Raw genomic sequence first — 25,158 nt, 5'->3', positions numbered from 1 at the left:
TTCGCAGTCGAGAGTTCGATGACGTGGTGCCGCGGTGGGACGGGGCGCGGCCGTGGGGCGGGGCGGGACGGGGGCGTACGAGGGTGTCAACGGGCCACCCGGGAGATCGCCGCGCGGTACAGCTCCACCGTCCCCTGCGCCGCCTTGGCCCAGGTGAACCGTTCCAGCACCCGGGCCCGGCCCGCCGCGCCGAGCCTGGCCCGCAGTTCGGGGTCGCCCAGGAGCCGGCCGAGGGCAGCGGCGAGGGCGTCCGCGTCGCCGGGCGGGACGGCGAGACAGCTCTCGCCGTCGGGTCCCGAGACCTCGGGGATCGCCCCGCCGGTGGTGGCGACCAGCGGGGTGCCGGTGGCCATCGCCTCGGCGGCGGGCAGCGAGAACCCCTCGTACAGCGAGGGCACACAGGCGATCTGCGCGCCGCGCACCAGGTCGACGAGTTCGGCGTCGGAGATTCCCTTGACGAACTCGATCGCGTCCTGGAGCCCGTGGCGTTCGATGAGCCGGTGGACCGGGCCGTCCTCGGCGCGCTTGCCGACGACCACGAGATGGGCGTGGGGATGATCGGCGCGGAGCCGGGCCAGCGCCTCCACCAGGTGGACGAGGCCCTTCAGGGGCACATCGGCGCTGGAGGTGGTGACGATCCGGCCGGGGATCTCGGGGACGGCGGGGTCGGGCGAGAAGAGTTCGGCGTCGGCGCCGATGTGGACGACCCGGATCCGGTCCGGGCGTACGCCGAGGTGGTCCACGATCTCCTGCCGCGAGGAGCCGGAGACGGTGAGGACGGAGGGCAGCCGGCGGGCGACCCGCTTCTGCATCCGGGTGAATCCGTACCAGCGGCGGACCGAGAGCCGCCGGCCGCGGCTGTCGGCGGCGGCCAGATCGAGCTTCCGGTCGACGGTGATGGGGTGGTGGACGGTGGTGACCAGGGGTGCGCCGAGGTCGCCGAGGAGTCCGTAGCCGAGGGTCTGGTTGTCGTGGACGACGTCGAACTGTCCGCGCCGGGCGGCGAGATGGCGGCGGGCGCGCAGCGAGAAGGTCAGCGGCTCGGGGAAGCCGCCGGTCCACATGGTGCCGACCTCGACCGCGTCGATCCAGTCGCGGTACTCGCCCCGGCCCGGCGTGCGGAAGGGATCGGGGCTGCGGTAGAGGTCGAGGCTGGGCAGCTCGGTGAGGGGGACGCCCTCGTCGAGTACGGGGTAGGGCTGGGCGCCGATCACTTCGACGCGGTGTCCGAGCCGGGCCAGTTCGCGGGAGAGGTGGCGGACGTAGACGCCCTGGCCGCCGCAGAAGGGGTTGCCCTTGTAGGAGAGGAGGGCGATGCGCAGCGGCGCGTCGCCCGCCGCGTCGCCGAGGGGGGAGGCCGCGGTGCGGCGGCCCTTCCCCGGGTTCGCGTGAGGGCCGGCCTCGATGGCCTCAGCGGTCACTCACGGCCCCCTTCATCACTGCGTTTCGCCGGAGCGTAACCGCTCGCGCTAATCTAGAACAAGTTTCAGACTTGGTCGCTCAACGAGCTTCGAATCTACCGGCAGGTAGCGCCGCTGTAAGGGCTGGAACAGGTGATTCGCACCACGGCGGCCACGCTGCCATGCTGTGCGACCGATCCGTGTCCGACACCCGTCCGGCAGCCGCCCGGCGCGGGCGCCGCGGGCGCACGGAACGGGATGATCCGCCTTGTGAGGGAACGGGACATATGACTGCCGAAGCCAGGCCGCGGGGGCCCGCCTCACCGCGGCTGACCGAGCGCCAGGAGGCACGCCGCCGCCGCATCCTGCACGCCAGCGCGCAGCTGGCGAGCCGGGGCGGCTTCGACGCGGTGCAGATGCGCGAGGTCGCCGAGGCCGCGGAGGTCGCGCTCGGCACGCTCTACCGCTACTTCCCCTCCAAGATCCATCTGCTGGTCGCCACCATGCAGGACCAGCTCCAGCATCTGCACACCACCCTGCGGAAGCGTCCGCCGGGCGGGGAGAGCGCGGCCGAGCGGGTGGCCGAGACGCTGATGCGGGCCTTCCGGGCGCTCCAGCGGGAGCCGCATCTCGCGGACGCGATGGTGCGGGCGCTGACCTTCGCGGACCGGAGCGTCAGCGCCGAGGTGGACACCGTCTCGCGGCAGACGACGGCGATCATCCTGGACGCCACGGGGCTGGAGCGCCCGACGCCCGCCCAGCTGTCGGCGGTCCGGGTGATCGAGCACACCTGGCACTCGGCGCTGATCACCTGGCTGTCGGGGCGGGCCTCGATCGCCCAGGTGCGGATCGACATCGAGACGGTGTGCCGGCTGATCGAGCTGACGACGGCGGAAGCGGAGGCGGAAGCGGAGGCGGGGGCGGGGGCCGGGGAGCCCGCGCGCTCCCGGGGCCGCCGGTAGCGCCGCCGGCAGGTCCGTCGGCAGGTCCGTCGGCAGGTCCGTCGGCAGGTCCGTCGGCAGGTCCGTCGGCAGGTCCGTCGGCAGATCCGTCGGCAGATCCGTCGGCAGATCCGTCGGCAGATCCGTCTCCGGTGAGAGGGGCCGCCGGCAGAGCCGCCGGAGCGCCGGCCAAAGGGCGCGCCGGCCCGGAAGCGGAAGCGGAGCCGGGCTCCCCGGCCCGCTCACTCCTCCGGGGGGAACACCGGCTCCCCGCTCGCCGACACGGTGATCGTGATCGCCTCGACGGGGCAGCTCTCCGCCGCCTCCAGCGCCGTCTCGCTCGCTTCGCTCTCCGCCGCCGTCGGATGCGCCTGGCGCGCCTCGTCCAGCCGGAAGCCGTCCGGGGCCGTGCCCACGCACATGCCCGAGCCGATGCAGACGCTCCGGTCGACCTCGATGCGCCAGCGGTCGCCCATCAGTTGCCTCCGTCGCCTCGGTGTCCTGCGGGCAGATGGATCGTCTTGTGCTCCAGATACGCACCGTAGCCCTCGGGTCCCATCTCCCGCCCGACGCCGGAGTTCTTGTATCCGCCGAATGGCCCAAGCATGTCCAGGCCGAAGGTGTTGACGCTGTACGACCCGGTCCGGATCCGCCGGGCGAAGCCGATGCCGCGCTCGACGTCGCCGGTCCAGACGCTGCCGCTGAGCCCGTAGTCGGAGTCGTCGGCGATCCGCGCGGCCTCGTCCTCGTCCCCGTACGGCAGCAGACAGACCACCGGGCCGAAGATCTCCTCGCGGGCGATCCGCATGCTGTTGTCGACCTCTCCGAAGAGGGTCGGCTCGACGTACCAGCCGTGTTCGAGTCCGGCCGGGCGGCCGCCGCCGGTGAGGAGTTTCGCGCCCTCGCGCAGCCCGGAGTCGATGTAGTCGAGAGTGCGCCGCCGCTGCCGCCGGGCGACCAGCGGGCCGACCTGGGTCGCCGGGTCCAGCGGATCGCCGACCACGAGCGCCGAGGCGGCGGCGGTGAGCGCCTCGGCGAACTCGCCGTAGCGGGAGCGCGGCACGAGCACCCGGGTCTGGGCGACACAGGCCTGCCCGTTGTTCATCCAGGCCGCGGGGACGATCCCGGCGACGGCCGACTCCAGGTCGGCGTCGGGGAGGATCACGGCGGCGGACTTGCCGCCCAGCTCCAGGGTGAGCCGGGCGAGACGGCGGGAGGCGACCTCCATGACCCGTTTGCCGACCGCGACCGATCCGGTGAAGGAGACCTTGTCGACGCCGGGGTGGCCGACCAGGTATTCGCTCACCTCCCGTCCGGCGGGCAGCACCGAGAGCACCCCCTCGGGCAGCCCGGCGTCCCGCGCGATGCCGGCGAGCAGCCAGGAGTCGAGCGGCGACTCGGGGGACGGTTTGAGGACGGCGGTGCACCCGGCGAGCAGCGCGGGGGCGAGCTTGGCCGCGGCGGTGAACTGCGGCACGTTCCACGGCACCACGGCGGCGACCACGCCGACCGGCTCCCGCCGCACCAGGAGGGGGCCGAGCGCGCCGTCCCGGCTCTCCTCGTACGGGAAGTCCCGCGCGATCGCGAGATGCGCGTCCCACACCATCAGCGCGCCGAGGGCCTGGGCGAGCACGCTCCAGGAGTACGGGGAGCCGTTCTGGGAGCTGATGACGCGGGCCAGTTCCTCGTGGCGGACGGCGATCGCGTCCTTGATCCTGCCGACGGCGGCGATCCGCTCGGCGAGCGGCAGCCGGGGCCAGGGGCCGTCGTCGAACGCGGTGCGGGCGGCGGCCACCGCGCGGTCCACATCGGCGCGGGAGGCGTGCGGCACCCGGCCGATGACCTGTTCGGTGTGGGGCGAGACGACCTCGATGACCTCGTCGCCGAGCGGTTCGGCGAACTCCCCGCCGATGAAGAGTTCTCCGTGTTCCACGAGCTCGGTCATGGCCGCCGCCTCCTGCACCCGGGGTTTATCTGACACTGTGTCAGAACTGATATCAGCTCTCGTCGCGACGGGCAATGCCCGTGCCGCCGGCGGCAGGCGGGAGAGCCCGCCGCCGGGGGAGGCGGGGAGGGCCGGCCGAGAGGGGCGGGCGTCATGACACAGGCTCAGCGGACCCGGGTGATCGATCACGGCGGCGGGGTCTGGTCCATCGAGGTGCCCATCCCGGACAATCCGCTCGGCCACACCCTCGTCCATCTGCTGGACACCGACCGGGGCCCGGTCCTCGTCGACACCGGCTGGGACGACCCGGACTCCTGGGACGCCCTCACCGCCGGGCTCGCCGCCGCCGGGGTCGCGGTGCGGGACGTCCACGGGGTGCTCGTGACCCACTGCCACCCCGACCACCACGGGCTCTCCGGGCAGGTCCGGGAGGCGTCCGGCGCGTGGATCGCCATGCACGCCGCCGACGCCGAGGCGGTACGCAGGACCCGGGAGGCCGGGCCGGGCGTCTGGCTCGCCTTCCTCGCCGAGAAGCTGGCCCGCGCCGGGGCCCCGGACGCCCACACCGCGCTGCTGCGGACGGCCCTCGCGACGGGCCGCGCCGGGACGGACCCGGGGCGGCGGGCGGCCCTGCCCGACCGGGAGATCGTCCCCGGGGAGCGGCTGGACCTCGCCGGGCGGCGGCTGACCGCGATCTGGACGCCCGGACACACCCCGGGCCATGTCTGCCTCCATCTGGACGAGGCGCATCCGGCGAACCTCCCGGGCCGCGGCCGGCTCTTCTCCGGGGACCATCTGCTCCCCGGGATCAGCCCGCACATCGGCCTGTACGAGGACCCGGAAGGACCGGAATCCGCCGATCTCGGCGCCGATCCCCTCGGCGACTACCTCGCGTCGCTGGAGCGGGTCGGCCGGCTCTCGGTCGCCGAGGTGCTGCCCGCGCACCAGCACTCCTTCACCGGGGCCGCCGGACGGGTGCGGGAGCTGCTCGACCACCACGAGCGGCGGCTCGGACAGCTGCTGGAGCTGCTGGCGGAGCCGCTCACCCCGTGGCAGACCGCCGAGCGGATGACCTGGAACCGGCCGTGGGAGCGGATCCCGCACGGCTCGCGGAACATCGCGGTGGCGGAGGCGGAGGCGCACCTGCGCAGGCTTGTGACCCTGGGGGCGGGCCGAGGCCCTGCCGGGCGTCCCGACGCGGTACGCGGCGGTGTGACCGCGTACGCGGCGGGGCTCTGGACGCGGGGCCCGTGCGGTGCGGGCCGGTACGTGCGGTGCGGGCCGGTGCGTGCGGTGTCGTCCTGTTACGCGCGGCGCGGTCCCGTACCCACGGTCCCGTCCCGTACGCGAGGCGGGCGCGGGGCCGGGCGCGGCGTGGCGTGCGTCACGGGGAGCGGGCGCGCCGGGCGGGACGGTCCGGCGGAGGGCGCGGCGAGGACGGCCAGGTCGGCCGGGGCGGACGGATCCGATCCGGTCCGGCCCCGTCCGGACCGACCGCATCCGATCGGATCGGCCGGGACAGAAGCGGGGGCTCACCCTCCGGATGGCGGCCGGACGGCCGGTAGAGTGGGCAGGTCGTCATCACACCCGTACGGGGGGAAGCCGGTGCGAATCCGGCGCTGACCCGCAGCCGTGAGCCGTCACCCCGATCCGCTCGGGGGCGGCGAGCCGGAATGCCCCGTACGCGACCGTGAACGGCTCGCGCCACCGGCAGCCCGCCGGTGACCGGCACCGTCGAGGAATACGGAACCGGAGCCCTGGTGCCTGAGCGTGCCCGTGCCCGGCTCCCGCAGGAGAGGCCCGCCCCGCCCATGACCACCGTTCGCCGCCGCGGCGCAGCAGCGCTCGCCGCCTCCGCCGTCCTCGGCGTGGCCGTCGCCTCCGCCGCGTCCCCCGCCGCCGCCGCTCCCACCCCCTCCCCCTCCGCCGCGCTCCCCGCCGGTCTGTACGGGACGGGCGACCCGACGTACGACGGCGTCTGGCGGCAGGCCCTGGCGCTGCTCGCCCAGGACACGGTCGGCGTGACGCCCGCCGAGAAGGCCGTGGAGTGGCTGACCGGGCAGCAGTGCGACAACGGCGCGTTCGCCGCGTACCGCGCGGACACGAAGGCCGCGTGCGCCGCGAAGCTGCCGCTGGACTCCAACGCCACGGCCGCCGCGGTGCAGGCGCTCGCCGCGCTCGGCGGTCAGGACGAGACCGTGAAGAAGTCCGTCGACTGGCTGACGAAGGTCCAGAACGCCGACGGCGGCTGGGGCTACAACCCCGGCGGGGCCAGCGACGCCAACTCCACCTCCATCGTGATCGGCGCGCTCGCGGCGGCGGGCGCGAAGCCGGGCGAGGTCACCTCGAAGGACGGGAAGTCGCCGTACGACGCGCTGCTGACCTTCGCCACGCCCTGCGGCGGCGAGAACGGCGGGGCGTTCGTCTTCCAGCCGAAGCAGCCCGGCATCGTCGCCGACTCCACCGCCGCGGCCGTGGTCGCGGCCAAGGGCGAGGGGCTGGCGGCGAAGGCGGGCGCGAAGGACTCCGGCGACTCCTGCGAGCCCGCGAAGACGATCGAGGGCGCCGCGCACAACGGCGCGGTGTACCTCGCGACCGCGCTCGCGAAGACCGGCCATCTGCTCACCCCGCCGATGCCCGGCTCCGACGACCCGTCGAAGAAGCCGGACTTCGGCAACACGGCGGACGCGGTGGTGGCGCTGACCGCCCAGGGCATGGCCGACCGGGCGAAGAAGCCCCTGGAGTGGCTGGAGGCGAACGCGGCGGACTGGGCGAAGGAGTCCGGCCCGGCGGCGTACGCCCAGCTGATCCTCGCGGCCGAGGCGGCCGGGGCCGACCCGAAGAGCTTCGGTACGACGGACCTGGTGGCGGGCCTGAACGCGACGGGCCCCGAGCCCCGGGCGGAGAAGGCGTCCAAGGACTCCGACGCCGCCTCGGACTCCGACTCGGGCTCCGGCATGTGGTGGTTCGTCGGCGCGTTCTTCGCGGCGGCCGTCGGCGTGGGCGTGCTCTTCGGCGGCCGACGCAAGTCCCAGCGGTGATGCGCGCCCGGTCTCCGCTGTCGTGGCTCCTCGTCGCGGCGGCCGCGCTGACGCTCCTCGGCGCGGGTCCGGCGCAGGCGGCCGGGGCCGGGTACCGCTACTGGTCCTTCTGGCAGGGCGACGGGGCCGCCTGGACGTACGCGACGGAGGGCCCGGCGACGGCCCGTCCCGAGGACGGCTCCGTCAACGGATTCCGCTTCTCCGTGAGCGCCGACAGCGCGGACTCGACGCGCCCCCGCCGGGCCCCGGACTTCGCGGACGTCTGCGGCACGACCCCGGCCGAGCCGGGCGCCAAGCGCGTCGCCCTCGTCATCGACCCCGGCCTCCCCGAGGACGCCCCCGACGGCGAGAACCCGCCGCCGCAGCGCACCGCCTGCGCGCGGGTGGCGGACTCGGCGACCACCGCGGACGCCCTGGCCTCGGTCGCCAAGCCGCTGCGCTACAACGGGCAGGCCCTGCTCTGCGCGATCTCCGGCTACCCCGCGACCGGCTGCGGCGAGCAGGTCTCCGCCGCCGCCGGCAAGACCGCCCCCGCCGAGCCCGACTCCGCTTCCGACTCCGACGGCGGCCCCTCCCTCGGCGCGATCGCCGGCGTCTCCGCCATCGCCCTCCTCGCCCTCGCCGCCCTCCTCCAATCCCGCCGCCGCCCCCGATGACCACCGACCCCACCCCGACCACCCCCCAGCCCCGCTCCCCTTCAACAGACGAGCCCACCCCACCCCAGCCCCACCCCCGTCCGACGCACGAGCAGCCCCCACCCCAGCCCGCCTGGCGTCCGACGCACGAGGCCCCCCCAGCCCACCCCCGCCGCCTTTCGCAGCGCGAGCAGCCCCCACCCCAGCCCCGCCGGCGTTTGAGGCGGAACATCCCCGCAGACGAAATCGAGCAGCCCCAAATCCAGCCCCGCCGGCGATTGAGGCGCGATACCCCCGCAGCCTCCGACGAACCGATCAAAAACCAGCCCCGCCGGCGTTTGAGGCGCACCCCCCGGGCCGGCGCCCAGACACACCCCCGGGCCCCCCGCCCCACCACCCCCTCCCGCTCCGTACAGCGCCTCCGCGCCGCACAGCGCCTCCGCGCTCCCCAGGCCGACCGCCGCAACGCCCTGCACCCGGGCGCCTGGTGGCTCTGGGCCCTGGGCCTCGCCGTCGCCGCCTCCCGCACCACCAACCCCCTCCTCCTCGCCCTCGTCGTCGCCGTCGCCGGCTACGTCGTCGCCGCGCGCCGCACCGACGCCCCCTGGGCCCGCTCCTACCTCGCCTTCGTCAAGCTCGGCGTCCTCGTCATCGGCATCCGGGTCCTCTTCTCCACCCTCCTCGGCTCGCCCATCCCCGGCTCCCACACCCTCTTCACCCTCCCCGAGGTCCCGCTCCCGGACTGGGCGCGCGGCATCCGTATCGGCGGCCGGGTCACCGCCGAGCAGCTGGTCTTCGCGCTGTACGACGGCGCGAAGCTCGCCGCCCTGCTCATCTGCGTCGGCGCGGCCAACGCCCTCGCCAACCCGGCCCGGCTGCTCAAGTGCCTCCCGGGCGCGCTGTACGAGGTCGGCGTCGCGGTCGTCGTCGCGATGACCTTCGCGCCGAACATGGTCGCCGACGTCGCCCGGCTCCGTACCGCCCGCAGGCTGCGCGGCCGCCCCACCGGCGGGATCAGGGCGATCGCGCAGATCGGGCTGCCCGTGCTGGAGGGCGCGCTCGAACGCTCCGTCGCCGTCGCCGCCTCGATGGACGCGCGGGGGTACGGCCGCAGCGCTCATGTCCCGCCCGCCGTGCGCCGCACCACCACCGTCTTCACCCTCGGCGGTCTGCTCGGCGTCTGCGCCGGTTCGTACGGACTGCTCGCGGCCGAGGGCGCGGTCTACGGGCTCCCGCTGCTCCTCGCGGGGCTGTTCGCCGCCGTCGTCGGCCTCCGGCTCGGCGGGCGGCGCTCCCTGCGCACCCGCTACCGCCCGGATCTGTTCGGCGTCCGCTCGTGGCTGGTGGCGGGCTCGGGCGCGGCGGTCGCCGCGCTGATGATCTGGGCCGGATCCCTCAATCCCGAGGCCCTGCACCCCTCCGTCGTACCGCTGGTCGCGCCGGTCCTCCCGCTGTGGCCCGCGCTGGCGATCGCCGTCGGGCTGCTCCCGGCGTTCGTCGCGCCCGTCCCCCCGTCCGCGGCGACGGCCCCGGACCCGGCCGCTTCCACTTCAGCTTCCGCTTCCGTACCCGAGGAGTCCCCGTGATCCGGTTCGACGCGGTGTCGGTCACCTACGCCGAGGCGGAGCGGCCGGCGCTCCAGGGGCTCGACCTCACCGTCCCCGAGGGGGAGCTGGTGCTGCTGGTCGGCCCGTCGGGAGTCGGCAAGTCGACTCTGCTGGGCACGGTCTCCGGGCTGGTCCCGCACTTCAGCGGCGGCGCGCTGCGCGGGCGCGTCACCGTGGACGGCCGCGACACCCGTACCCATCCCCCGCGCGAGCTGGCCGATCTCGTCGGCACGGTCGGCCAGGATCCCCTGGCGCACTTCGTCACCGACACGGTCGAGGACGAGCTGGCGTACGGGATGGAGTCGCTCGGTCTCGCGCCCGACGTGATGCGCCGACGGGTGGAGGAGACGCTCGATCTGCTCGGGCTCGCCGAGCTGCGCGAGCGGCCGATCGCGACGCTGTCCGGAGGCCAGCGGCAGCGGGTGGCGATCGGCTCGGTGCTCACCCCGCACCCGAAGGTGCTGGTGCTGGACGAGCCGACGTCGGCGCTGGACCCGGCGGCGGCGGAGGAGGTCCTCGCGGTGCTGCAACGGCTGGTGCACGATCTGGGGACGACGGTGCTGATGGCCGAGCACCGGCTCGAACGCGTGGTGCACTACGCGGACCAGGTGATCCTGCTGCCCGGCCCCGGGCAGCCCCCCGTCATGGGCGCGCCGGCCGAGATCATGGCCCTCTCTCCGGTGCACCCGCCGGTGGTGGCCCTGGGGCGGCTCGCGGGCTGGGACCCGCTGCCGCTGTCCGTACGGGACGCCCGCCGACGCGCCGCCGCGCTGCGGGAGCGCCTGGCCGGCCTCACCCCGCCCGCCCCGGGGCGGCCCGACGTCCCCGCTCCCGCCGGTCTTCCGGAGCCCGCCCCGGAGCCGGCCGCCCGCCGGAGCCTGCTCCGGATGCCGGGCCGCCGTCCGAGGACCCCGGAGCCCGCCCCCGTGCCGCCGGCCGGTTCGGACACCGCCGCCCTGGACGGGCTCACCGTCCGACGCGGCCGCGTCACCGCCCTGCACGACGTCACCCTCAGCCTCGCGCCCGGCGAGACCGTGGCCCTCATGGGCCGTAACGGAGCCGGGAAGTCGACCCTCCTCTCCGCCCTCGTCGGACTGCTCGAACCCACCGCGGGCAGCGTCACCGTCGGCGGTCTCACTCCGCACCGCAGTGAGCCCTCCCGGCTGATCCGCCGGGTCGCCCTGGTGCCACAGGAGCCGCGCGACCTGCTCTACGCGGACACCGTGGCCGCCGAGTGCACGGCCGCCGACGCCGACGCGGACGCCCCGCCCGGCAGCTGCCGCGCCCTGGTGGACGAGCTGCTCCCCGGCGTCCCCGACACGGCCCACCCGCGCGATCTCTCCGAGGGACAGCGGCTCGCGCTCGCCCTGGCGCTGGTCCTGACCGGCCGGCCCCCGCTGCTGCTGCTCGACGAGCCGACCCGGGGGCTGGACTACGCGGCCAAGGCCCGGCTGGTCAGGGTCCTCCAGGGGCTCGCGGCCCGAGGCCACACCATCGTGCTGGCCACCCACGATGTGGAGCTGGCCGCCGAGCTGGCGCACCGGGTGGTGATCCTCGCCGACGGCGAGATCGTCGCGGACGGGCCGACGGCCGAGATCGTGGTCTCCTCGCCCGCCTTCGCCCCCCAGGTCGCCAAGATCCTCGCCCCGGGGCGCTGGCTGACCGTCGCCCAGGTCCGGGAGGCGCTGTGAGGAGCGTCGCCCCCGGCGCGCGGCCGGTCCGGCTGGGCCCGCGCTCCGTCGCCGCCCTGGCCCTGGTCAGCTTCGTCGGAGTGATCGCCTTCGGCTGGCCGCTGCTCGCCGACCCCGGCTCCGGTCTCGTCTCCCACCGCGCCGACGCGCCCTGGCTCTTCGCCGCGCTGCTGCCGCTGCTGGTGGCGGTGGTCGTGGCGACCATCGCGGACAGCGGGATGGACGCCAAGGCGGTGGCGATGCTGGGGGTGCTCGCCGCCGTCGGGGCCGCGCTGCGCCCGCTCGGCGCGGGCACGGCGGGCCTGGAGCCCATGTTCTTCCTGATGGTGCTGAGCGGGCGGGTGCTGGGCCCGGGGTTCGGCTTCGTGCTGGGCTCGGTGACGATGTTCGCGTCCGCGCTGCTCACGGGCGGCGTGGGGCCGTGGATGCCGTTCCAGATGCTGGCCATGGGCTGGTTCACGATGGGCGCGGGGCTGCTGCCGGGCGCGGAGCGGATCCGGGGCCGGGCGGAGCTGCTGATGCTCGGGGCGTACGGGACGGTCGCGTCGTTCGCGTACGGCACGGTGATGAATCTCCAGGGCTGGATCCTCGTCGGCGGGCTCTCCTCCGGGATCTCCTTCCACCCGGGCGACCCGGTCGGGGAGAACCTGGTGCGTTTCCTCGCCTACTGTCTGGCCACCTCCCTCGGCTGGGACCTGGGGCGGGCCTCGCTCACCCTCGTGCTGACGCTGACCCTCGGCGCGGTCGTGCTGAAGGCGCTGCGGAGGGCGACCCGGCGGGCGGCCTTCGAGGCCCAGGTCACATTCGAGGGGCCCGGGCGGGGGGCCGGCGGGTGAGGCGGCCCACAGGGCTTTGGTCCTCTGCTAAGCGGGGCCGTAGCGGCCGGGGCCGGGCCGGGCGCTCCCGCACCCCCTCCGGGCGGGTGCGGCCGGCGTCCGGCTACGGGGCCGGCTAGTAGCGGGGGCCGTTGCCGGCGGGGCGGACGGGCCGTACAACTGATCAGGTCGCCGGCGCGGCCCGTGCTCCTCCTGGAGCCGAGCCTGTGCCACCGGGCGGAATCCCTTCTTCCGAGGCGGGATCCCGGCTGCCCGTGCGACGGACCTGTTCCCGACGTTAGGCGCTCTCTGTGACCCGCTCCGTTCTCAGCCGTTTCTCCCCGCGTCCCCGGACCGCCCTGCTCGGCTCCGCGCTCGTGGCGACCTCCGCCGCGATGGTGCTGGGCGTGAACGCGCCGTCGGCCTCCGCCGCGCCCACCGCGGCCGAGTCCGCGTCCGCGAAGGCGATCGCCAAGAAGATGATCAAGAATGAGGCGCAGTTCAACTGCTTCAGCAAGATCGTCACGCATGAGAGCAACTGGGACGTGAACGCGCAGAACCCCTCCAGCGGTGCGTACGGGCTGGTCCAGGCGCTGCCCGCCGGGAAGATGGCGACCGCGGGCGCGGACTGGAAGACCAACCCCGAGACCCAGATCGAGTGGGGCCTCGACTACATGAAGGACCGCTACGGCAGCCCCTGTGACGCCTGGTCCACCTGGCAGACCCAGGGCTGGTACTGACCGGTCCCGCCACCGGAACGCCGACCGCGGCCCCCGGCCCTCGCACCCCGAGGACCGGGGGCCGCGGTCCTCGTTCCGCCCCCTGCCCCGGCCCCGGGGGCGCTCCCGCACGGCCTCGTTCGGACCTCGCTCGGGCCTCAGTGACAGTCGAAGCGGTGGGCGTGGGGAAGCTCCGGGCACTCTCGGCAGAGGAAGACGTAGACGCCTCCCCCGTCCCCCATGTCCATGTCCACGTGCTCGTCCCCGGTGACGCTGAGCAGATGTTCCATCCGATGGCCCCGGTCGCAGGAGGGCCAGTCGGGCGGCTGGGTCCAGGCCGGGTATCCGCCGGCCTTGCTCTCCAGCACACAGGCCAGCTCCGTGTAGAAGAAGCCGAACTCCTCCTCCGCGGCCGCGATCCGGGGGCGCAGCGCCTCGGGTCGGTCCCAGTTGGGGTAGTCGTCGACCACGACGGGTGAGAGCGCGCACGGCGGACGGGGGGTGAAGTCGCCCTCGTACTCCCCCTCGGCCGGTTCGGGGATGTCCCGCAGCACTCCGGCGGCGAGCGTCTCCGACTCCGCGCGCCAGTGTAGGACCGGCAGTACGGTGCACGGCTCCTCGGTGTGGATCAGGGTGCACCAGAGCAGCTGGAGGACGTCCTTCCCCTCGGGGAACCGCAGCTCGGGCACATCACGGGCAAACAGCTGCACCACCGGCACCATGGGCACCGGCCGTGAGGGCTGCGCGCCGGACCAGTCGGCGTGCCCGGGCTCCGCGCAGTGGGGCCAGGGCTCGTCGGCGGGCCAGAGCATCGGCCCGCCGATGGAGCTGTCCCGGGCCCCGGGGTCGCCGGGCGCGGACGACAGCGCCGTCGCCCGTCTGCGGAGCGGGGCCAGCTCCGGTATCAGCTCGCCGATGTCGAGCGGTGTCCTCGGCGGTCCTGGGGCCACGGCGTCGTCTCTCCTTGGAAGCGGCGGGAGTCGTGGAGAACCTATCCCCCGGCACTGACAGCCGCCCTCGGGTACGGGCCCGCCCGGCCGGCCTCGTGCGGCCGGACCCGCTCAGCCCCGCCCGGACCGTCCGAACGGCGGTCCCGTGCGCGGCGGCTCGCCCCCTCGCACCGGCTCGGCCCCGCACCCTGGCGGGCTCACAGCCGCTGGATGATCGTCCCCGTCGCCAGCGCCCCGCCCGCGCACATCGTCACCAGCGCGAACTCCTTGTCCGCGCGCTCCAGCTCATGCAGGGCCGTGATGATCAGCCGCGCGCCGGTCGCCCCGACGGGATGGCCGAGCGCGATCGCTCCCCCGTTGACGTTGACCTTCTCCAGATCCTGTTCGAAGACCCGCGCCCAGCTGAGCACCACCGAGGCGAAGGCCTCGTTGATCTCGACCACGTCGATGTCCTTGATCGACATCCCGGCCTTCCCCAGCACCGCGCGGGTCGCGTCGACGGGCCCGTCCAGATGGAAGTGCGGATCCGCCCCGACCAGCGCCTGCGCCACGATCCGGGCCCTGGGACGCAGCCTCAGGGCCCGGGCCATCCGCTTGGAGGCCCACATGATCGCGGCCGCGCCGTCCGAGATCTGGGAGGAGTTGCCCGCGGTGTGGACGGCGGTGGGCATCACGGGCTTGAGCCGGGCGAGCGCCTCCATGCTGGTGTCCCGCAGTCCCTCGTCCCGGTCGACCAGCCGCCACATGCCCTGTCCGGCGGCCTGTTCGTCCTCGGTGGTGGGGACCTGGACGGCGAACGTCTCGCGTTTGAAGCGCTCCTCGGACCAGGCGGTCGCGGCGCGTTCCTGGGAGAGCAGCCCGAGCGAGTCGACCCGTTCACGGCTCAGACCCCGGTGGCGGGCGATGCGTTCGGCGGCCTCGAACTGATTGGGCAGGTCCACGCTCCACTCGTCGGGGAACGGCTTCCCCGGGCCGTGTTTGGAGCCGCTGCCCAGCGGCACCCGGGACATCGCCTCGACGCCGCAGCTGATGCCGACGTCGATGACGCCCGCCGCGATCATGTTCGCGACCAGGTGGGAGGCCTGCTGCGAGGAGCCGCACTGGCAGTCCACGGTCGTCGCGGCCGTCTCGTACGGAAGTCCCATCGCCAGCCAGGCGTTGCGCGCCGGGTTCATGGACTGCTCGCCCGCGTGGGTGACCGTCCCGCCGACGATCTGTTCGACGCAGTCGGGCTGGATCGCGGTGCGGCCGAGGAGTTCGCGGTAGGTCTCGCCCAGGAGGTAGGCGGGGTGGAGATTGGCGAGCGCTCCCCCGCGCTTGCCGATCGGGGTGCGTACGGCTTCGACGATGACGGGTTCCGCGGCCATGGCTCGTCCTCTCCTCACGGCGCGGGCGTCCCGGCGCTCCGCGCTAGAACTGGTACGCGTTCTAGTTCTACTGTCAGTCTTATGACAGCTACCCTCAGTGCGCAAGGGTCTTGCACGCCGTTGCTCCGGCCGCCGCGGGCGGGCAATCCGGCCATGCCCCTTGCGAGTTGTAGAACTCGTTACTAGCTTTCGGACACCTCCTGATGGGTCGTCAGGGATAGCGCGCCGAGTCGCGGCGCCCGTGTCCCTGGCGCCGACGCCAGAGCTGGAGCTGCCGATGCCCTGTCCCCATCCGCCCGTAGGGTCCGGCCGTCCGCCCCGAGGGGCCGACGGCCTGTCCGAAGGGCCCGGCCCCCCGTCCGCGGGGATCCACGGCCTGCCCGAAGGGACCCGCGGCCTGCCCGAAGGCTTCGACTTCACCGATCCCGATCTGCTGCGGACCAGGGTCCCGCACCCCGAGTTCGCCCTGATGAGAGAGACCGCGCCGGTGTCCTGGATCCCCCAGCGGCGCGGCGCTTCGGGTTTCGACGACGAGGGCTACTGGGCGGTGACCCGGCACGCGGACGTCAAATACGTCTCCACCCGGCCGGAGTTGTTCTCGTCCTTCCGCAACACGGCGGTCATCCGGTTCAACGAGTCGATCCGGCGCGACCAGATCGACGTCCAGCGGCTGATCATGCTCAATATGGACCCGCCGGAGCACACCCGCGTACGGCAGATCGTGCAGCGCGGCTTCACCCCGCGCTCGGTCGGCTCGCTGCGGGCCGCGCTCCGCGAGCGGGCGCGCGCGATCGTGGACGAGGCCGTCGCCGCCGCCGGGCCGGACGGCTCCTTCGACTTCGTCAGCCGGATCGCGGTCGAGCTGCCGCTCCAGGCCATCGCCGAGCTGATCGGCGTCCCGCAGGAGGACCGGGCCCGGATCTTCGACTGGTCCAACACGATGGCGTCGTACGACGACCCCGAGTTCGCGATCACCGAGGAGGCCGGCGTCGAGGCGACCATGGCGTTCCTCTCGTACGCCATGAATCTGGCGGCGGACCGCAAGGCCTGCCCGGCGAAGGACATCGTCACCCAGCTGGTGGCGGCGGAGGGCGCGGGCAATCTGTCGTCGGACGAGTTCGGGTTCTTCGTCGTCCTGCTGGCCGTGGCGGGCAACGAGACCACCCGCAACGCCGTCACCCACGGGATGCACGCCTTTCTCACCCATCCCGAGCAGTGGGAGCGCTACCGGCGGGAGCGCCCGGCGACCGCGGCCGAGGAGATCGTGCGCTGGGCCTCGCCGATCGTCGCCTTCCAGCGCACCGCCGCCCAGGACACCGTCCTCGGCGGGCGGGAGATCCGCGAGGGGGACCGGGTGGGGCTCTTCTACTCGTCCGCCAACAACGACCCGGAGGTCTTCGACCGGCCCGAGGTCTTCGACATCGCCCGCGACCCCAATCCGCATCTGGGGTTCGGCGGCGGCGGTCCGCACTTCTGCCTGGGCAGATCGCTCGCGGTGATGGAGATCGATCTGATGTTCAACGCGCTGGCGGACGCGCTCCCCGACCTCCGGCTCGCGGGCGAGCCGCGCCGGCTGCGGTCGGCCTGGCTGAACGGGATCAAGGAGCTACGGGTCACCCGGGGCGGCTGAGCCGGACCGGGCCGCCCCGAGTGGCGAGACCCGGAGCACGGGCGGATCCTTGACGGAACGCGGCGATCCACCCCGGGGGGTACGGGAGCCTTCCCGTACCCCCCGGGGCAGCCGCGCGCCGTCTCACGCGGTGACCGGTACGCCGTCCCGGGCGCAGGCCGACCCGACGCGCGGAGCCGGTGCGCGCCGGCCCGTGCGCCGACCGACTCGCTGAGCGACTGGACGCGCCGACCGGCTCACTGACCGACCCGACGCGCCGACCCATGCGCCGACCGTTGCGCCCGCTGCCGCTCCGGCTACTGCGGCCCGGCGGGGACGGCGGCCCGGGGCTCCTGCGGATCGCCCGGGTCCTCGGCGTCCCGGGCCGCGGACTCCGACGCTCCGGAGCCCGCGCTCTTCCGCGCGGCCCCCGCCCCGGCGTCCGCCGTCCTGCGCGCCGCACCGTCCCCGCTGGGCTCCCGAGCCGCCGGGACGGCGATCTGCGCCGACGCCGACACCGGCTCGGCGGCCGGGGGCGGAACCGGAACCGGAATCCGCTCGGCGGTCCGGCCGGAGGCCGTCGGCGGCGCGTCCGCGCCGTCCGCCCGCCGCACCTCGCGGCGGCCCGACAGCAGATACGTCAGACCGAAACCGGCGGCGACGACGACCGCGCCGCCCAGCGCGTCCAGGATCCAGTGATTCGCCGTGCCGACGATGACGCACATCGTGATCAGCGGATGGACCAGGCCCAGCAGCTTCATCCACAGCTTCGGCGCGAGCAGCACCACCACCACACCGCACCACAGCGACCAGCCGAAGTGCAGCGACGGCATCGCCGCGTACTGGTTGGTGAGCTGGGTCAGCGGACCGAACTCCGGATTGGCGAGGTCCTTGGTGCGGTGCACGGTGTCGATGAAGCCCATGCCCGGCATCAGCCTCGGCGGGGCGAGCGGATACAGCCAGAACCCGACCAGCGCCAGCAGCGTGGCGAAGGCGAGCGCGGAGCGCGCCCAGCGGTAGTCCGAGGGACGGCGGATGTAGAGCACCGCGAGAATGGCCAGCGGCACCGGGAAGTGGAACGAGGTGTAGTAGAAGTTGAAGAAGCCCTCCAGCCACTCCACCCCGACCACCGCGTGATTCACCCAGTGCTCGATGTCGATGCCGATGGCCCGCTCGATCGAGTCGATCTGCCGGCCGTGCTCACGGGCCGCCTCCACACTGCCGGTCGCCGCGAGCCGGATCTGTGAGTAGATCGAATAGCCGACCCGGATCACGATCAGTTCGAGCAGCAGATTCGGCCGGCTGATCACCCGCCGCCAGAACGGCAGCAGCGGGACCCGGCTCCAGCGCGAGGGCAGCGGGGTGACGTACTCGGTGGGAACGGGCCGGCGGAAGTACGGCGAGGTGCGGGTCAGGAAGGGCACCGCGCAGGCCGCCGCGAGCGCCGCGATCAGGACCGCGTTGTCGCGGACCGGCGCGAGCACCATGATGTTCGGCAGCAGCATCTTGCTGGGCAGGGTCAGCGTCAGCACGGTCAGCACCGGCCACAGCATCCGGTCCGAACGGCGCTTGCCGACCCGGCCGACGACCGCGAGCAGCACCCACAGCAGCTGGTGCTGCCAGGTGGTCGGCGAGACCGCGACGGCGACACAGCCGGTGATGGCGACGGCGAGCAGCAGCTGCCCGTCCCGGGCGTACCGGACGGCGCGGCGCAGCCCCAGCCAGGCCACGGCGGCGGCGAGGGCCAGATAGAGCGCGATCTCCAGCGGTCCTTCGAGGCCGAAGCGGAGCAGCGCGCCGTGCAGCGACTGGTTGGCGAGCCCGTCGGGGTGGCCGCCGAGCCCGGCGCCGGCGGCGTGCTCGACCCAGTAGGCGAGGGAGTCGCCCGGCATCGCGGCCCAGGCCAGCGCCGAGCAGGCGGCGAAGGTCGCCGCCGAGGTGACGGCGGCCTTCTTGCGACCGGTGAGCCAGAGCAGCGGGGCGAAGAGCAGCACGGTGGGCTGGAGCGCGGCGGCGACGCCGATCAGCAGGCCGGACCGTCGCTCGCCGCGGGCCGCGAAGCAGCCGAGGAGGACGAGCAGGACGGGGATGACGCTGGTCTGGCCGAGGTGGAAGCTGTTCCGCACGGGCAGCGAGATCATCAGCAGGCTGAGCGCGACCGGCGCGGCCAGCAGCGCGCTGCGGCGCGAGACGGGAGCGGGCAGGGCGCGCGCCACGACCAGGGCGACGCCGGCCACGAGCAGCAGGGTGCCGAGGGTCCAGGCGATGCCGAGGGCCTGTTCGGCGGCGTGGGTCAGCGGTCTGAGCACCAGTCCCGCGAAGGGGGTGCCCGTGAACCGGTCGGTGTCGTACAGCGATCCCCCGGCCCGCAGGACGCCGTTCTCGCCGATCCAGGTCTCCAGGTCGATGAGGCGTTCGCCGGGAGGCTGTCTCAGGACCACGGCCGTCTGCCGTATGGCGAGGACGGCGGCCACGAGCCACAGGGCGACCCTCGCCGCGCCCGTCCTCGAGTCCGTCGTCGCACTCTCGCGCACGCTGTGCTCCGCGTTCGCCACGTCGCGCCGCGCCTCCCCTACGTTCCGTTACGTCCGGTTCTGTTCTGGTGTCCCAGAGCTTCGCACCGCCCGGTCCTGAAGACTCGGGCGACCCCCTCCTCGCCTGACAGCCGCCGGCGCGTCCGGTCCGGCCGGATCTCCGATACCGGCCGGGCCCGCCGACCGGTGTCGGGCGGTGTGACATGACGACATGCCCCGAGGAGGGGTGCGGGGGGAACATACAAGAACCGTGGCGCGCCTTCGCACGTCACGGCTGCCGGGCCGCGGGCCCGGAACCCCTCGCTGCCATAAGTTTGACGTATGAATCAGAAGTCTCAGCAGCCCAGGGCGCAGAACCCGGAAGTGTGGCGGGCGGTCGACGGATATGTGACGGATCTGCTGGCCCCCGACGACGAGGCGTTGACCGCCGCGCAGGCGGCCAGTGCCCGGGCCGGGCTGCCGGAGATCGGCGTCGCGGGCAATCAGGGCAAACTGCTGTATCTGCTGGCGAGGGCGCGGGGCGCGCGGACCGTTCTGGAGATCGGGACGCTGGGCGGTTACAGCACGATCTGGCTGGCCAGGGCCTTGCCGGAGGGCGGCAGGCTGATCTCGCTGGAGTACAGCGAGGCGCATGCGGAGGTGGCGCGCGCCAATCTCTCCCGAGCCGGTCTGGACGCGATCGCGGAGGTGCGGACGGGGGCGGCGCTGGAGACGCTGCCGAAGCTGGCGGCGGAGCCGGGGGCGGGCCCGTTCGATCTGTTCTTCATCGACGCGGACAAGAAGAACAATCCCCGGTACGTGGAGTGGGCGCTGAAGCTCTCCCGTCCCGGCAGCGTGATCATTGTCGACAATGTCGTCCGGGGCGGGGCGGTGCTGTCCGGGGACGGCGCGGACGAGGCGGTCGCCGGTACGCGCGAGATGTTCGAGGTGGTGGCGCGGGAGCCCCGGCTGGAGGCGACGGCGGTGCAGACCGTGGGTTCGAAGGGGTACGACGGGTTCCTGATGGCGGTGGTGACCGATTGACGTCCCCGGTCCGGCGGGTGTGACCGGCTGAGGCCCTCGGCGGACGGCGGGGCCGGGGGGCCTCGGCGGACGGCGGCCGGCTCGGCCCCGGCGGACGGCTCAGCCCCGGCCGTCGGCGAGCGCCTGTTCGTCGAGGCGGCGGCGGGCCTCCGTCCAGTCGACGGGCAGCTCCTCCACGGGCACCTCCCAGGAGGTGAAGGTCGTCGCCCTGAGCAGGGGCCGCAGCCGGGCCATGACGTTCTTGTGCGGCTCGGTGCGCACATACGCGTCCAGGGCCTCCCGGCTCTCCCAGGCGGAGAGCGTGCAGAAGGCCCGCCGGCCGGGCCGCGCGTCCAGGGAGACCCCGAGCGCCCCCGGCGACCCGCGCAGCTGCCGGAAGACGGAGACCGTCTTCAGCAGATAGTCCGGGATCCGGGCGAAGGACTTCAGCTCCAGCCGGGAGGCGAGGACATGGGCGCGGGTGCCGGGGACGGCCGGGTTGACCTTCACCCAGGGAAGAGGCGGCACGGGGACACTCCTCCGGACGGCGGACGGCGGCGCTGTTCACGCTAGACAGCGCCGGCGCACGCCGCGAGCGGGGCGCGTGCGCGCGGGGTACGTGCGCGCCGGCGCCCCCGCCCCGCGCCCCGAAACGGCGGCGGACCCGATACGCGGTCCCGGGGGCGGGCCGCCGGGGGCCGGGCGGTACGGTCGGAGCACCTCTATGCGAAGGATGTCCCTGTGGCCAGCGTGGTGAAGATCAATGTCCTGACCGTCCCCGCCGAGCAGCGCGAAGTGCTGGAGAAGCGCTTCGCCTCCCGTGCCGGTTCCGTGGAGAGCGCCGACGGCTTCGAGTGGTTCGAGCTGCTGCGCCCGCTGGAGGGCACCGACGACTATCTGGTCTACACCCGCTGGCGCAGCGAGGCCGATTTCGAGGCGTGGATGGCCGGTTCGATGCGCGGTGCGCACGGCCCGGCGGCCGGCTCCGGCCAGGGAGGCGCGGGCGGCGAAGGCGGCGGCGAGAAGCCGAAGCCCGCCGCGACTGGATCGACGGTGTGGTCGTTCGAGGTCGTCCAGTCCGCCGCCCCCAAGAGCTGAATCGCTGGTCAGCGGGTGCGTCGCTGCGGTAGGGAGGGCGATGTGACCCACTGGACCATCGCCCCCGAGGCCGTTCACTCCGCCGACGCGGGCCCGCTGCGACGCGACTACTACGACGAGGTCGCGAGCCGCTATTGGCGGCGGCCCGCGACCGCCGAGGAGATAGCCGGCGGGCTCGCCGGGGACGGCGTCGAGCTGCTCACCCCGCCCACCGGCCAGTTCCTCGTCGGCCGGTACGGCGGCGAGGCCGCGGCCTGCGGCGGAATCCTGCTGCTCGACCCGGAGCGCGCCGAGCTGACCCGGGTGTACGTCCGGCCCGCGTTCCGCGGCAAGGGGGGCGCGGGGCTGCTGCTCGACGCGCTGGAGGAGCGGGCGCGCGGCCTCGGGGCCCGGCGGATGGTGCTCAACACCCGGCTCGACCTGGTCGAGGCCCGGGCGCTGTACGCGCGTCACGGTTACGCGGAGACGCCCCCGTACCGCACCGGCCCGTACATGGACGTCTGGTACGCCAAGGAGCTGTGACCGCCGCCGGGCTCAGCGCGCCCGGTGGTCCCGGCCGGGCCCCGGGCCGGGGGGCCGTTCGCCGTCGGAGCCGCACAGCTCCGCGTTCAGCTCCTCCACCAGCTGGACGAGATCGGTGGGCCGCTCCGGTCCCCACCAGTCGCCGAGCAGCTCGGCGAGCGAGTCCTCACGGGCCTGCGCCAGCCGGACGGCGGCCTGCAGTCCGCTCTCGGAGAGGAACAGCTGCACCCCCTCGCGCCGCACCAGCCCGCGTTCCTCCAGCTGGCGGGAGGCGTCCGTGATCGCCTCCAGCGGTACGGGGGTGGTGTCGGCGAGCAGGCCCGGTTCGACCGTTCCGTGTCGGCGGATGCGCAGCAGCAGCCAGCCGGCGGCGGGGAGCAGGTCGTACCCCGCCTTGTCGGTGATCTTCTCGTAGATCCGGCGGCGGCCGTCGCGCGAGCCCAGCACCGACAGGGCCCGGGCGCACTCCTCGCGGGAGGAGCGCTCGACCGGGTTGGAGGCGAGGGTCTGGCTGGGGTCGGGCGCGGTGACCGAGCCGCGCAGCGGGTCCTCCCTGAGGAACCAGGCGACGATGAAGGCGAGGACGACCACCGGCACCGCGTACAGGAACACATCGGTGATCGCGGAGGCGAAGGCGTGGATCACCGGCTGCCGCAGTCCGGGCGGGAGTTTGGCGATGGCCTGCGGGTCGGCGGCCAGATCGCCGGCGTCGGCCCCGGGCGGCACGGGCCGGCCCCGGAGCGCGTCGCCGAGCTTGGTCCGCAGCCCGTTGGAGAAGATCGTGCCGAAGATGGCGACGCCGAAGGAGGCCCCGATGGAGCGGAAGAAGGTCGCTCCGGAGGTGGCGACGCCCAGATCCTCGTAGCGGACGGCGTTCTGCACCACCAGCACCAGGACTTGCATGACCAGGCCCAGACCGGTGCCGAAGACGAAGAAGTAGGCGCTGATCTGCCAGTTCGAGCTGGTTTCGGTGAGCCGGTGGAGCAGCGCCAGCCCGATCGCGGTGATCGCGGTCCCGGCGATGGGGAAGACCTTCCACCGGCCGGTGCGGCTGACGATCTGCCCGGACGCGGTGGAGGCGAGCAGCAGCCCGATCACCATCGGCAGCATGTGCACGCCCGAGAGGGTCGGGCTGATGCCGTGGACGACCTGGAGGAACGTCGGCAGGAAGGTCATCGCGCCGAACATCGCGAATCCGATGATGAAGCTGATGACGGCGACGAGGGTGAAGGTGCGGATGCGGAAGAGCCGCAGCGGCAGCACGGGTTCGGCGGCCCGGCGCTCGACCTGGACGAAGACGACGAGCAGCACCGCCCCGAGCACGGCCAGGGCGATGATCTGGGCCGAGTCCCAGGCCCAGGTGGTGCCGCCGAGGGAGGCGACGAGGACCAGACAGGTGGCGACGGAGGCGATCAGGAAGGTGCCGAGGTAGTCGATGGTGTGCGGGGTGGAGCGGACCGGGATGTGCAGGACGGCGGCGATGACGAGCAGGGCGACGACGCCGATGGGGAGGTTGATGTAGAACACCCAGCGCCAGCTGAGGTTGTCGGTGAAGAATCCGCCGAGCAGCGGGCCGAGGACGCTGCTCGCGCCGAAGACCGCGCCGAAGAGGCCCTGGTACTTGCCGCGCTCGCGCGGCGAGACGATGTCGCCGACGATCGCCATGGACAGCACCATCAGCCCGCCGCCGCCCAGGCCCTGGAGCGCGCGGAAGCCGATGAGCTGGGGCATGTTCTGGGCGATGCCGCAGAGCGCGGAGCCGATCAGGAAGATGACGATCGCGGCCTGGAAGAGCTTCTTGCGGCCGTACTGGTCGCCGAGTTTGCCCCACAGCGGGGTGGCGGCGGTCGAGGCCAGCAGATACGCGGTGACCACCCAGGAGAGGTGCTCCAGGCCGCCCAGCTCGCTCACGATGGTGGGCAGCGCGGTGGAGACGATGGTCTGGTCGAGCGCCGCGAGCAGCATGCCGAGCAGCAGCGCGCCGATGGCGACCATGACGGACCGGGGGTTCTGGCCCTCGCCCGGGGCCGGGCTCAGGGGGCTGCCGCTGACTTCCTGCGCCATGGGCGATCTCCTCGGGTCCGCGTCCTTCCCATCCTGTGGGGTGTGCGCGGTTACGGCCTGCGGAGCGGGGCCGGGGGTGGGGGTCCGGCGGGGCGGGGGTGTCCCGGGCAGCGCGGGCCCGGCGCGGGGCGGGTCCGGGGCGCGGGGGCGGGCTTTACGGGCGCCCCGGGGTGGCGTCGGGGCGATCCGGTTTGTACCATGACGGAACAAAGTGGCTCCGTCCGTACTCCCTGACCGGCGGGCGGAGCCGCTTGATTCTTCCGTCCGCACGGTCGCCGAGGAGTGGGTGCGGTCGCTACGGAGTACGGAGTACGACCATGCCGGCAAGCAGCCTGACCGCCCGCGCCTTCCTTCTCGACATGGACGGCACCCTCGTCAACTCGGACGCGGCGGTGGAGCGCATCTGGCGGCGCTGGGCCGAGCGGCACGGGCTGGACGCGGACGAGGCGCTGAAGGTGGTCCACGGGCGGCAGGGGTACGCCACGATGGCGCAGCTGCTGCCCGACCGTCCGATGGAGCTGAACCACGCCGAGAACGCGGTGATGCTGGCGCAGGAGACCGCCGATGTGGACGGTGTGGTGCCGATCCCCGGCGCGCCCGCCTTCATGGCCGCCCTCGCCGGGCTCCCGCACGCCCTCGTGACCTCGGCGGACGCGGCCCTGGCGCGGGCCCGGATGGCCGCGGCCGGGCTGCCCATGCCCGACGTGCGGATCACCGCGGAGTCCGTCGGGGCCAGCAAGCCCGATCCCGAGGGGTTCCTCAAGGGCGCCGCCGAACTGGGCTTCGCCCCCTCCGACTGCGTGGCCTTCGAGGACTCCGCCGCCGGCATCGCCGCCGCCCGCGCCGCTGGCGCCCTCGTCGTCGGCATCGGCCCCCGCGCCCTCCCCCACTCCCCCGACCTCCACCTCCCCGACCTCACCCACCTCACCCTCACCCCCTCCCCCAACGGCACCATCCACCTCCAAGCCACCACCTGATCCCCACCCCCGTGCCCACCCGGCACAGCCACGCCCCAGCCCACCCGCGGCCACCACAGGTCCCGGGCGCGCCCGCCCCCCATGGCCATCGCCCCACGGCACACCGGTCCGTCCTCAAACGCCGGACGGGCTGGATTTGGCCGACGTCCCCCCACAGACAGTCGGGACGCCGAGACCCGGCCAATCCCAGCCCCCGACGGGACCAACCCAGCCCCGCCGGCGATTGAGGCGCACCCACCCG

Annotated in this window: 20 protein-coding genes, 1 pseudogene and 1 riboswitch; of the genes and pseudogenes, 13 read left to right on the top strand and 8 right to left on the bottom strand. The window is 73.9% G+C overall.

Going from position 1 to position 25,158, the window contains the following annotated elements; translation table 11 throughout:
- Nucleotides 1-86: 86 nt before the first annotated feature.
- Nucleotides 87-1,421, bottom strand: a complete 1,335-nt coding sequence (locus tag ACF089_RS10725) for a glycosyltransferase family 4 protein (RefSeq protein ID WP_392024619.1) — start codon at nt 1,419-1,421, stop codon at nt 87-89.
- A gap of 266 nt (nt 1,422-1,687) precedes the next feature.
- Between ACF089_RS10725 and ACF089_RS10720 the strand changes: the two genes are divergently transcribed.
- Nucleotides 1,688-2,362, top strand: a complete 675-nt coding sequence (locus ACF089_RS10720; RefSeq protein ID WP_392024617.1) for a TetR family transcriptional regulator — start codon at nt 1,688-1,690, stop codon at nt 2,360-2,362.
- Nucleotides 2,363-2,583: 221 nt separating this feature from the next.
- Here the strand turns inward: ACF089_RS10720 and ACF089_RS10715 are convergent, their stop codons facing one another.
- A complete protein-coding gene (locus ACF089_RS10715; RefSeq protein ID WP_392024615.1) occupies nt 2,584-2,817 on the bottom strand; it encodes a ferredoxin in 234 nt (77 codons plus the stop codon).
- On the bottom strand, nt 2,817-4,286 hold the full coding sequence (locus ACF089_RS10710) for an aldehyde dehydrogenase (RefSeq protein WP_392024613.1): 1,470 nt from the start codon (nt 4,284-4,286) through the stop codon (nt 2,817-2,819). The genes ACF089_RS10715 and ACF089_RS10710 overlap by 1 nt, the downstream gene beginning before the upstream one ends.
- A gap of 153 nt (nt 4,287-4,439) precedes the next feature.
- Between ACF089_RS10710 and ACF089_RS10705 the strand changes: the two are divergent.
- The 7 genes and pseudogenes from ACF089_RS10705 to ACF089_RS10675 all read left to right on the top strand — a co-directional run bounded on the left by ACF089_RS10705 (nt 4,440) and on the right by ACF089_RS10675 (nt 12,815).
- Nucleotides 4,440-5,502, top strand: a pseudogene (locus ACF089_RS10705) (MBL fold metallo-hydrolase).
- A 379-nt stretch (nt 5,503-5,881) separates the two neighbouring features.
- Nucleotides 5,882-5,965, top strand: a riboswitch (cobalamin riboswitch).
- Between the two features lie 132 nt (nt 5,966-6,097).
- On the top strand, nt 6,098-7,327 hold the full coding sequence (locus ACF089_RS10700; RefSeq protein ID WP_392024612.1) for a prenyltransferase/squalene oxidase repeat-containing protein: 1,230 nt from the start codon (nt 6,098-6,100) through the stop codon (nt 7,325-7,327).
- Nucleotides 7,327-7,983 carry an SCO2322 family protein gene (locus tag ACF089_RS10695; protein WP_392024611.1) on the top strand — a complete coding sequence of 219 codons (657 nt, stop codon included), beginning with the start codon at nt 7,327-7,329 and terminating at the stop codon, nt 7,981-7,983. Before ACF089_RS10700 ends, ACF089_RS10695 begins: the two co-directional genes overlap by 1 nt.
- Before the next feature lie 449 nt (nt 7,984-8,432).
- Nucleotides 8,433-9,548, top strand: coding sequence for a CbiQ family ECF transporter T component (locus ACF089_RS10690; RefSeq protein WP_392024787.1), 1,116 nt, complete (start codon nt 8,433-8,435; stop codon nt 9,546-9,548).
- Complete coding sequence (locus ACF089_RS10685) at nt 9,545-11,260, top strand: ABC transporter ATP-binding protein (protein ID WP_392024609.1); 1,716 nt, start codon at nt 9,545-9,547, stop codon at nt 11,258-11,260. The genes ACF089_RS10690 and ACF089_RS10685 overlap by 4 nt, the downstream gene beginning before the upstream one ends.
- Nucleotides 11,257-12,096, top strand: a complete 840-nt coding sequence (locus ACF089_RS10680; protein WP_392024607.1) for an ECF transporter S component — start codon at nt 11,257-11,259, stop codon at nt 12,094-12,096. The genes ACF089_RS10685 and ACF089_RS10680 overlap by 4 nt, the downstream gene beginning before the upstream one ends.
- 290 nt (nt 12,097-12,386) lie before the next feature.
- The gene (locus tag ACF089_RS10675) at nt 12,387-12,815 is read left to right on the top strand and encodes a transglycosylase SLT domain-containing protein (protein ID WP_392024605.1); all 429 of its coding nucleotides are present in this window, start codon (nt 12,387-12,389) and stop codon (nt 12,813-12,815) included.
- Between the two features lie 137 nt (nt 12,816-12,952).
- Here ACF089_RS10675 and ACF089_RS10670 read toward each other — a convergent pair whose 3' ends face one another.
- Nucleotides 12,953-13,744 (bottom strand): hypothetical protein, encoded by a 792-nt coding sequence (locus ACF089_RS10670; protein ID WP_392024602.1) that lies wholly within the window; start codon nt 13,742-13,744, stop codon nt 12,953-12,955.
- A gap of 197 nt (nt 13,745-13,941) precedes the next feature.
- A complete protein-coding gene (locus ACF089_RS10665) occupies nt 13,942-15,111 on the bottom strand; it encodes a steroid 3-ketoacyl-CoA thiolase (protein WP_392024599.1) in 1,170 nt (389 codons plus the stop codon).
- Between the two features lie 277 nt (nt 15,112-15,388).
- Here ACF089_RS10665 and ACF089_RS10660 point away from each other — a divergent pair, with 277 nt between their 5' ends.
- Entirely contained in the window at nt 15,389-16,741 is a 1,353-nt protein-coding gene (locus ACF089_RS10660) for a cytochrome P450 (RefSeq protein WP_392024596.1), read from the top strand.
- 296 nt (nt 16,742-17,037) lie between these two features.
- Here ACF089_RS10660 and ACF089_RS10655 read toward each other — a convergent pair whose 3' ends face one another.
- Complete coding sequence (locus ACF089_RS10655; RefSeq protein ID WP_392024593.1) at nt 17,038-19,254, bottom strand: bifunctional glycosyltransferase 87/phosphatase PAP2 family protein; 2,217 nt, start codon at nt 19,252-19,254, stop codon at nt 17,038-17,040.
- Nucleotides 19,255-19,575: 321 nt separating this feature from the next.
- On the opposite strand from ACF089_RS10655, the gene ACF089_RS10650 reads away from it, so the two are divergent.
- On the top strand, nt 19,576-20,277 hold the full coding sequence (locus tag ACF089_RS10650; protein WP_392024590.1) for an O-methyltransferase: 702 nt from the start codon (nt 19,576-19,578) through the stop codon (nt 20,275-20,277).
- A 99-nt stretch (nt 20,278-20,376) separates the two neighbouring features.
- Here ACF089_RS10650 and ACF089_RS10645 read toward each other — a convergent pair whose 3' ends face one another.
- Nucleotides 20,377-20,784 (bottom strand): DUF3291 domain-containing protein, encoded by a 408-nt coding sequence (locus ACF089_RS10645; protein WP_392024587.1) that lies wholly within the window; start codon nt 20,782-20,784, stop codon nt 20,377-20,379.
- Nucleotides 20,785-20,997: 213 nt separating this feature from the next.
- Between ACF089_RS10645 and ACF089_RS10640 the strand changes: the two genes are divergently transcribed.
- Nucleotides 20,998-21,354: an antibiotic biosynthesis monooxygenase family protein gene (locus ACF089_RS10640; RefSeq protein ID WP_392024584.1), complete on the top strand. Its 357-nt coding sequence runs from the start codon at nt 20,998-21,000 to the stop codon at nt 21,352-21,354.
- A gap of 42 nt (nt 21,355-21,396) precedes the next feature.
- The gene (locus ACF089_RS10635; protein ID WP_392024582.1) at nt 21,397-21,876 is read left to right on the top strand and encodes a GNAT family N-acetyltransferase; all 480 of its coding nucleotides are present in this window, start codon (nt 21,397-21,399) and stop codon (nt 21,874-21,876) included.
- 12 nt (nt 21,877-21,888) lie between these two features.
- Here the strand turns inward: ACF089_RS10635 and ACF089_RS10630 are convergent, their stop codons facing one another.
- On the bottom strand, nt 21,889-23,940 hold the full coding sequence (locus tag ACF089_RS10630) for an MFS transporter (RefSeq protein WP_392024579.1): 2,052 nt from the start codon (nt 23,938-23,940) through the stop codon (nt 21,889-21,891).
- Nucleotides 23,941-24,257: 317 nt separating this feature from the next.
- On the opposite strand from ACF089_RS10630, the gene ACF089_RS10625 reads away from it, so the two are divergent.
- Nucleotides 24,258-24,917 (top strand): HAD-IA family hydrolase, encoded by a 660-nt coding sequence (locus ACF089_RS10625; protein WP_392024576.1) that lies wholly within the window; start codon nt 24,258-24,260, stop codon nt 24,915-24,917.
- Nucleotides 24,918-25,158: the final 241 nt, after the last annotated feature.

It is taken from the genome of Streptomyces sp. NPDC014894 (assembly GCF_043080985.1).
Classification (GTDB): domain Bacteria; phylum Actinomycetota; class Actinomycetes; order Streptomycetales; family Streptomycetaceae; genus Streptomyces.
This window is presented reverse-complemented; position numbering and strand designations above follow the sequence as displayed.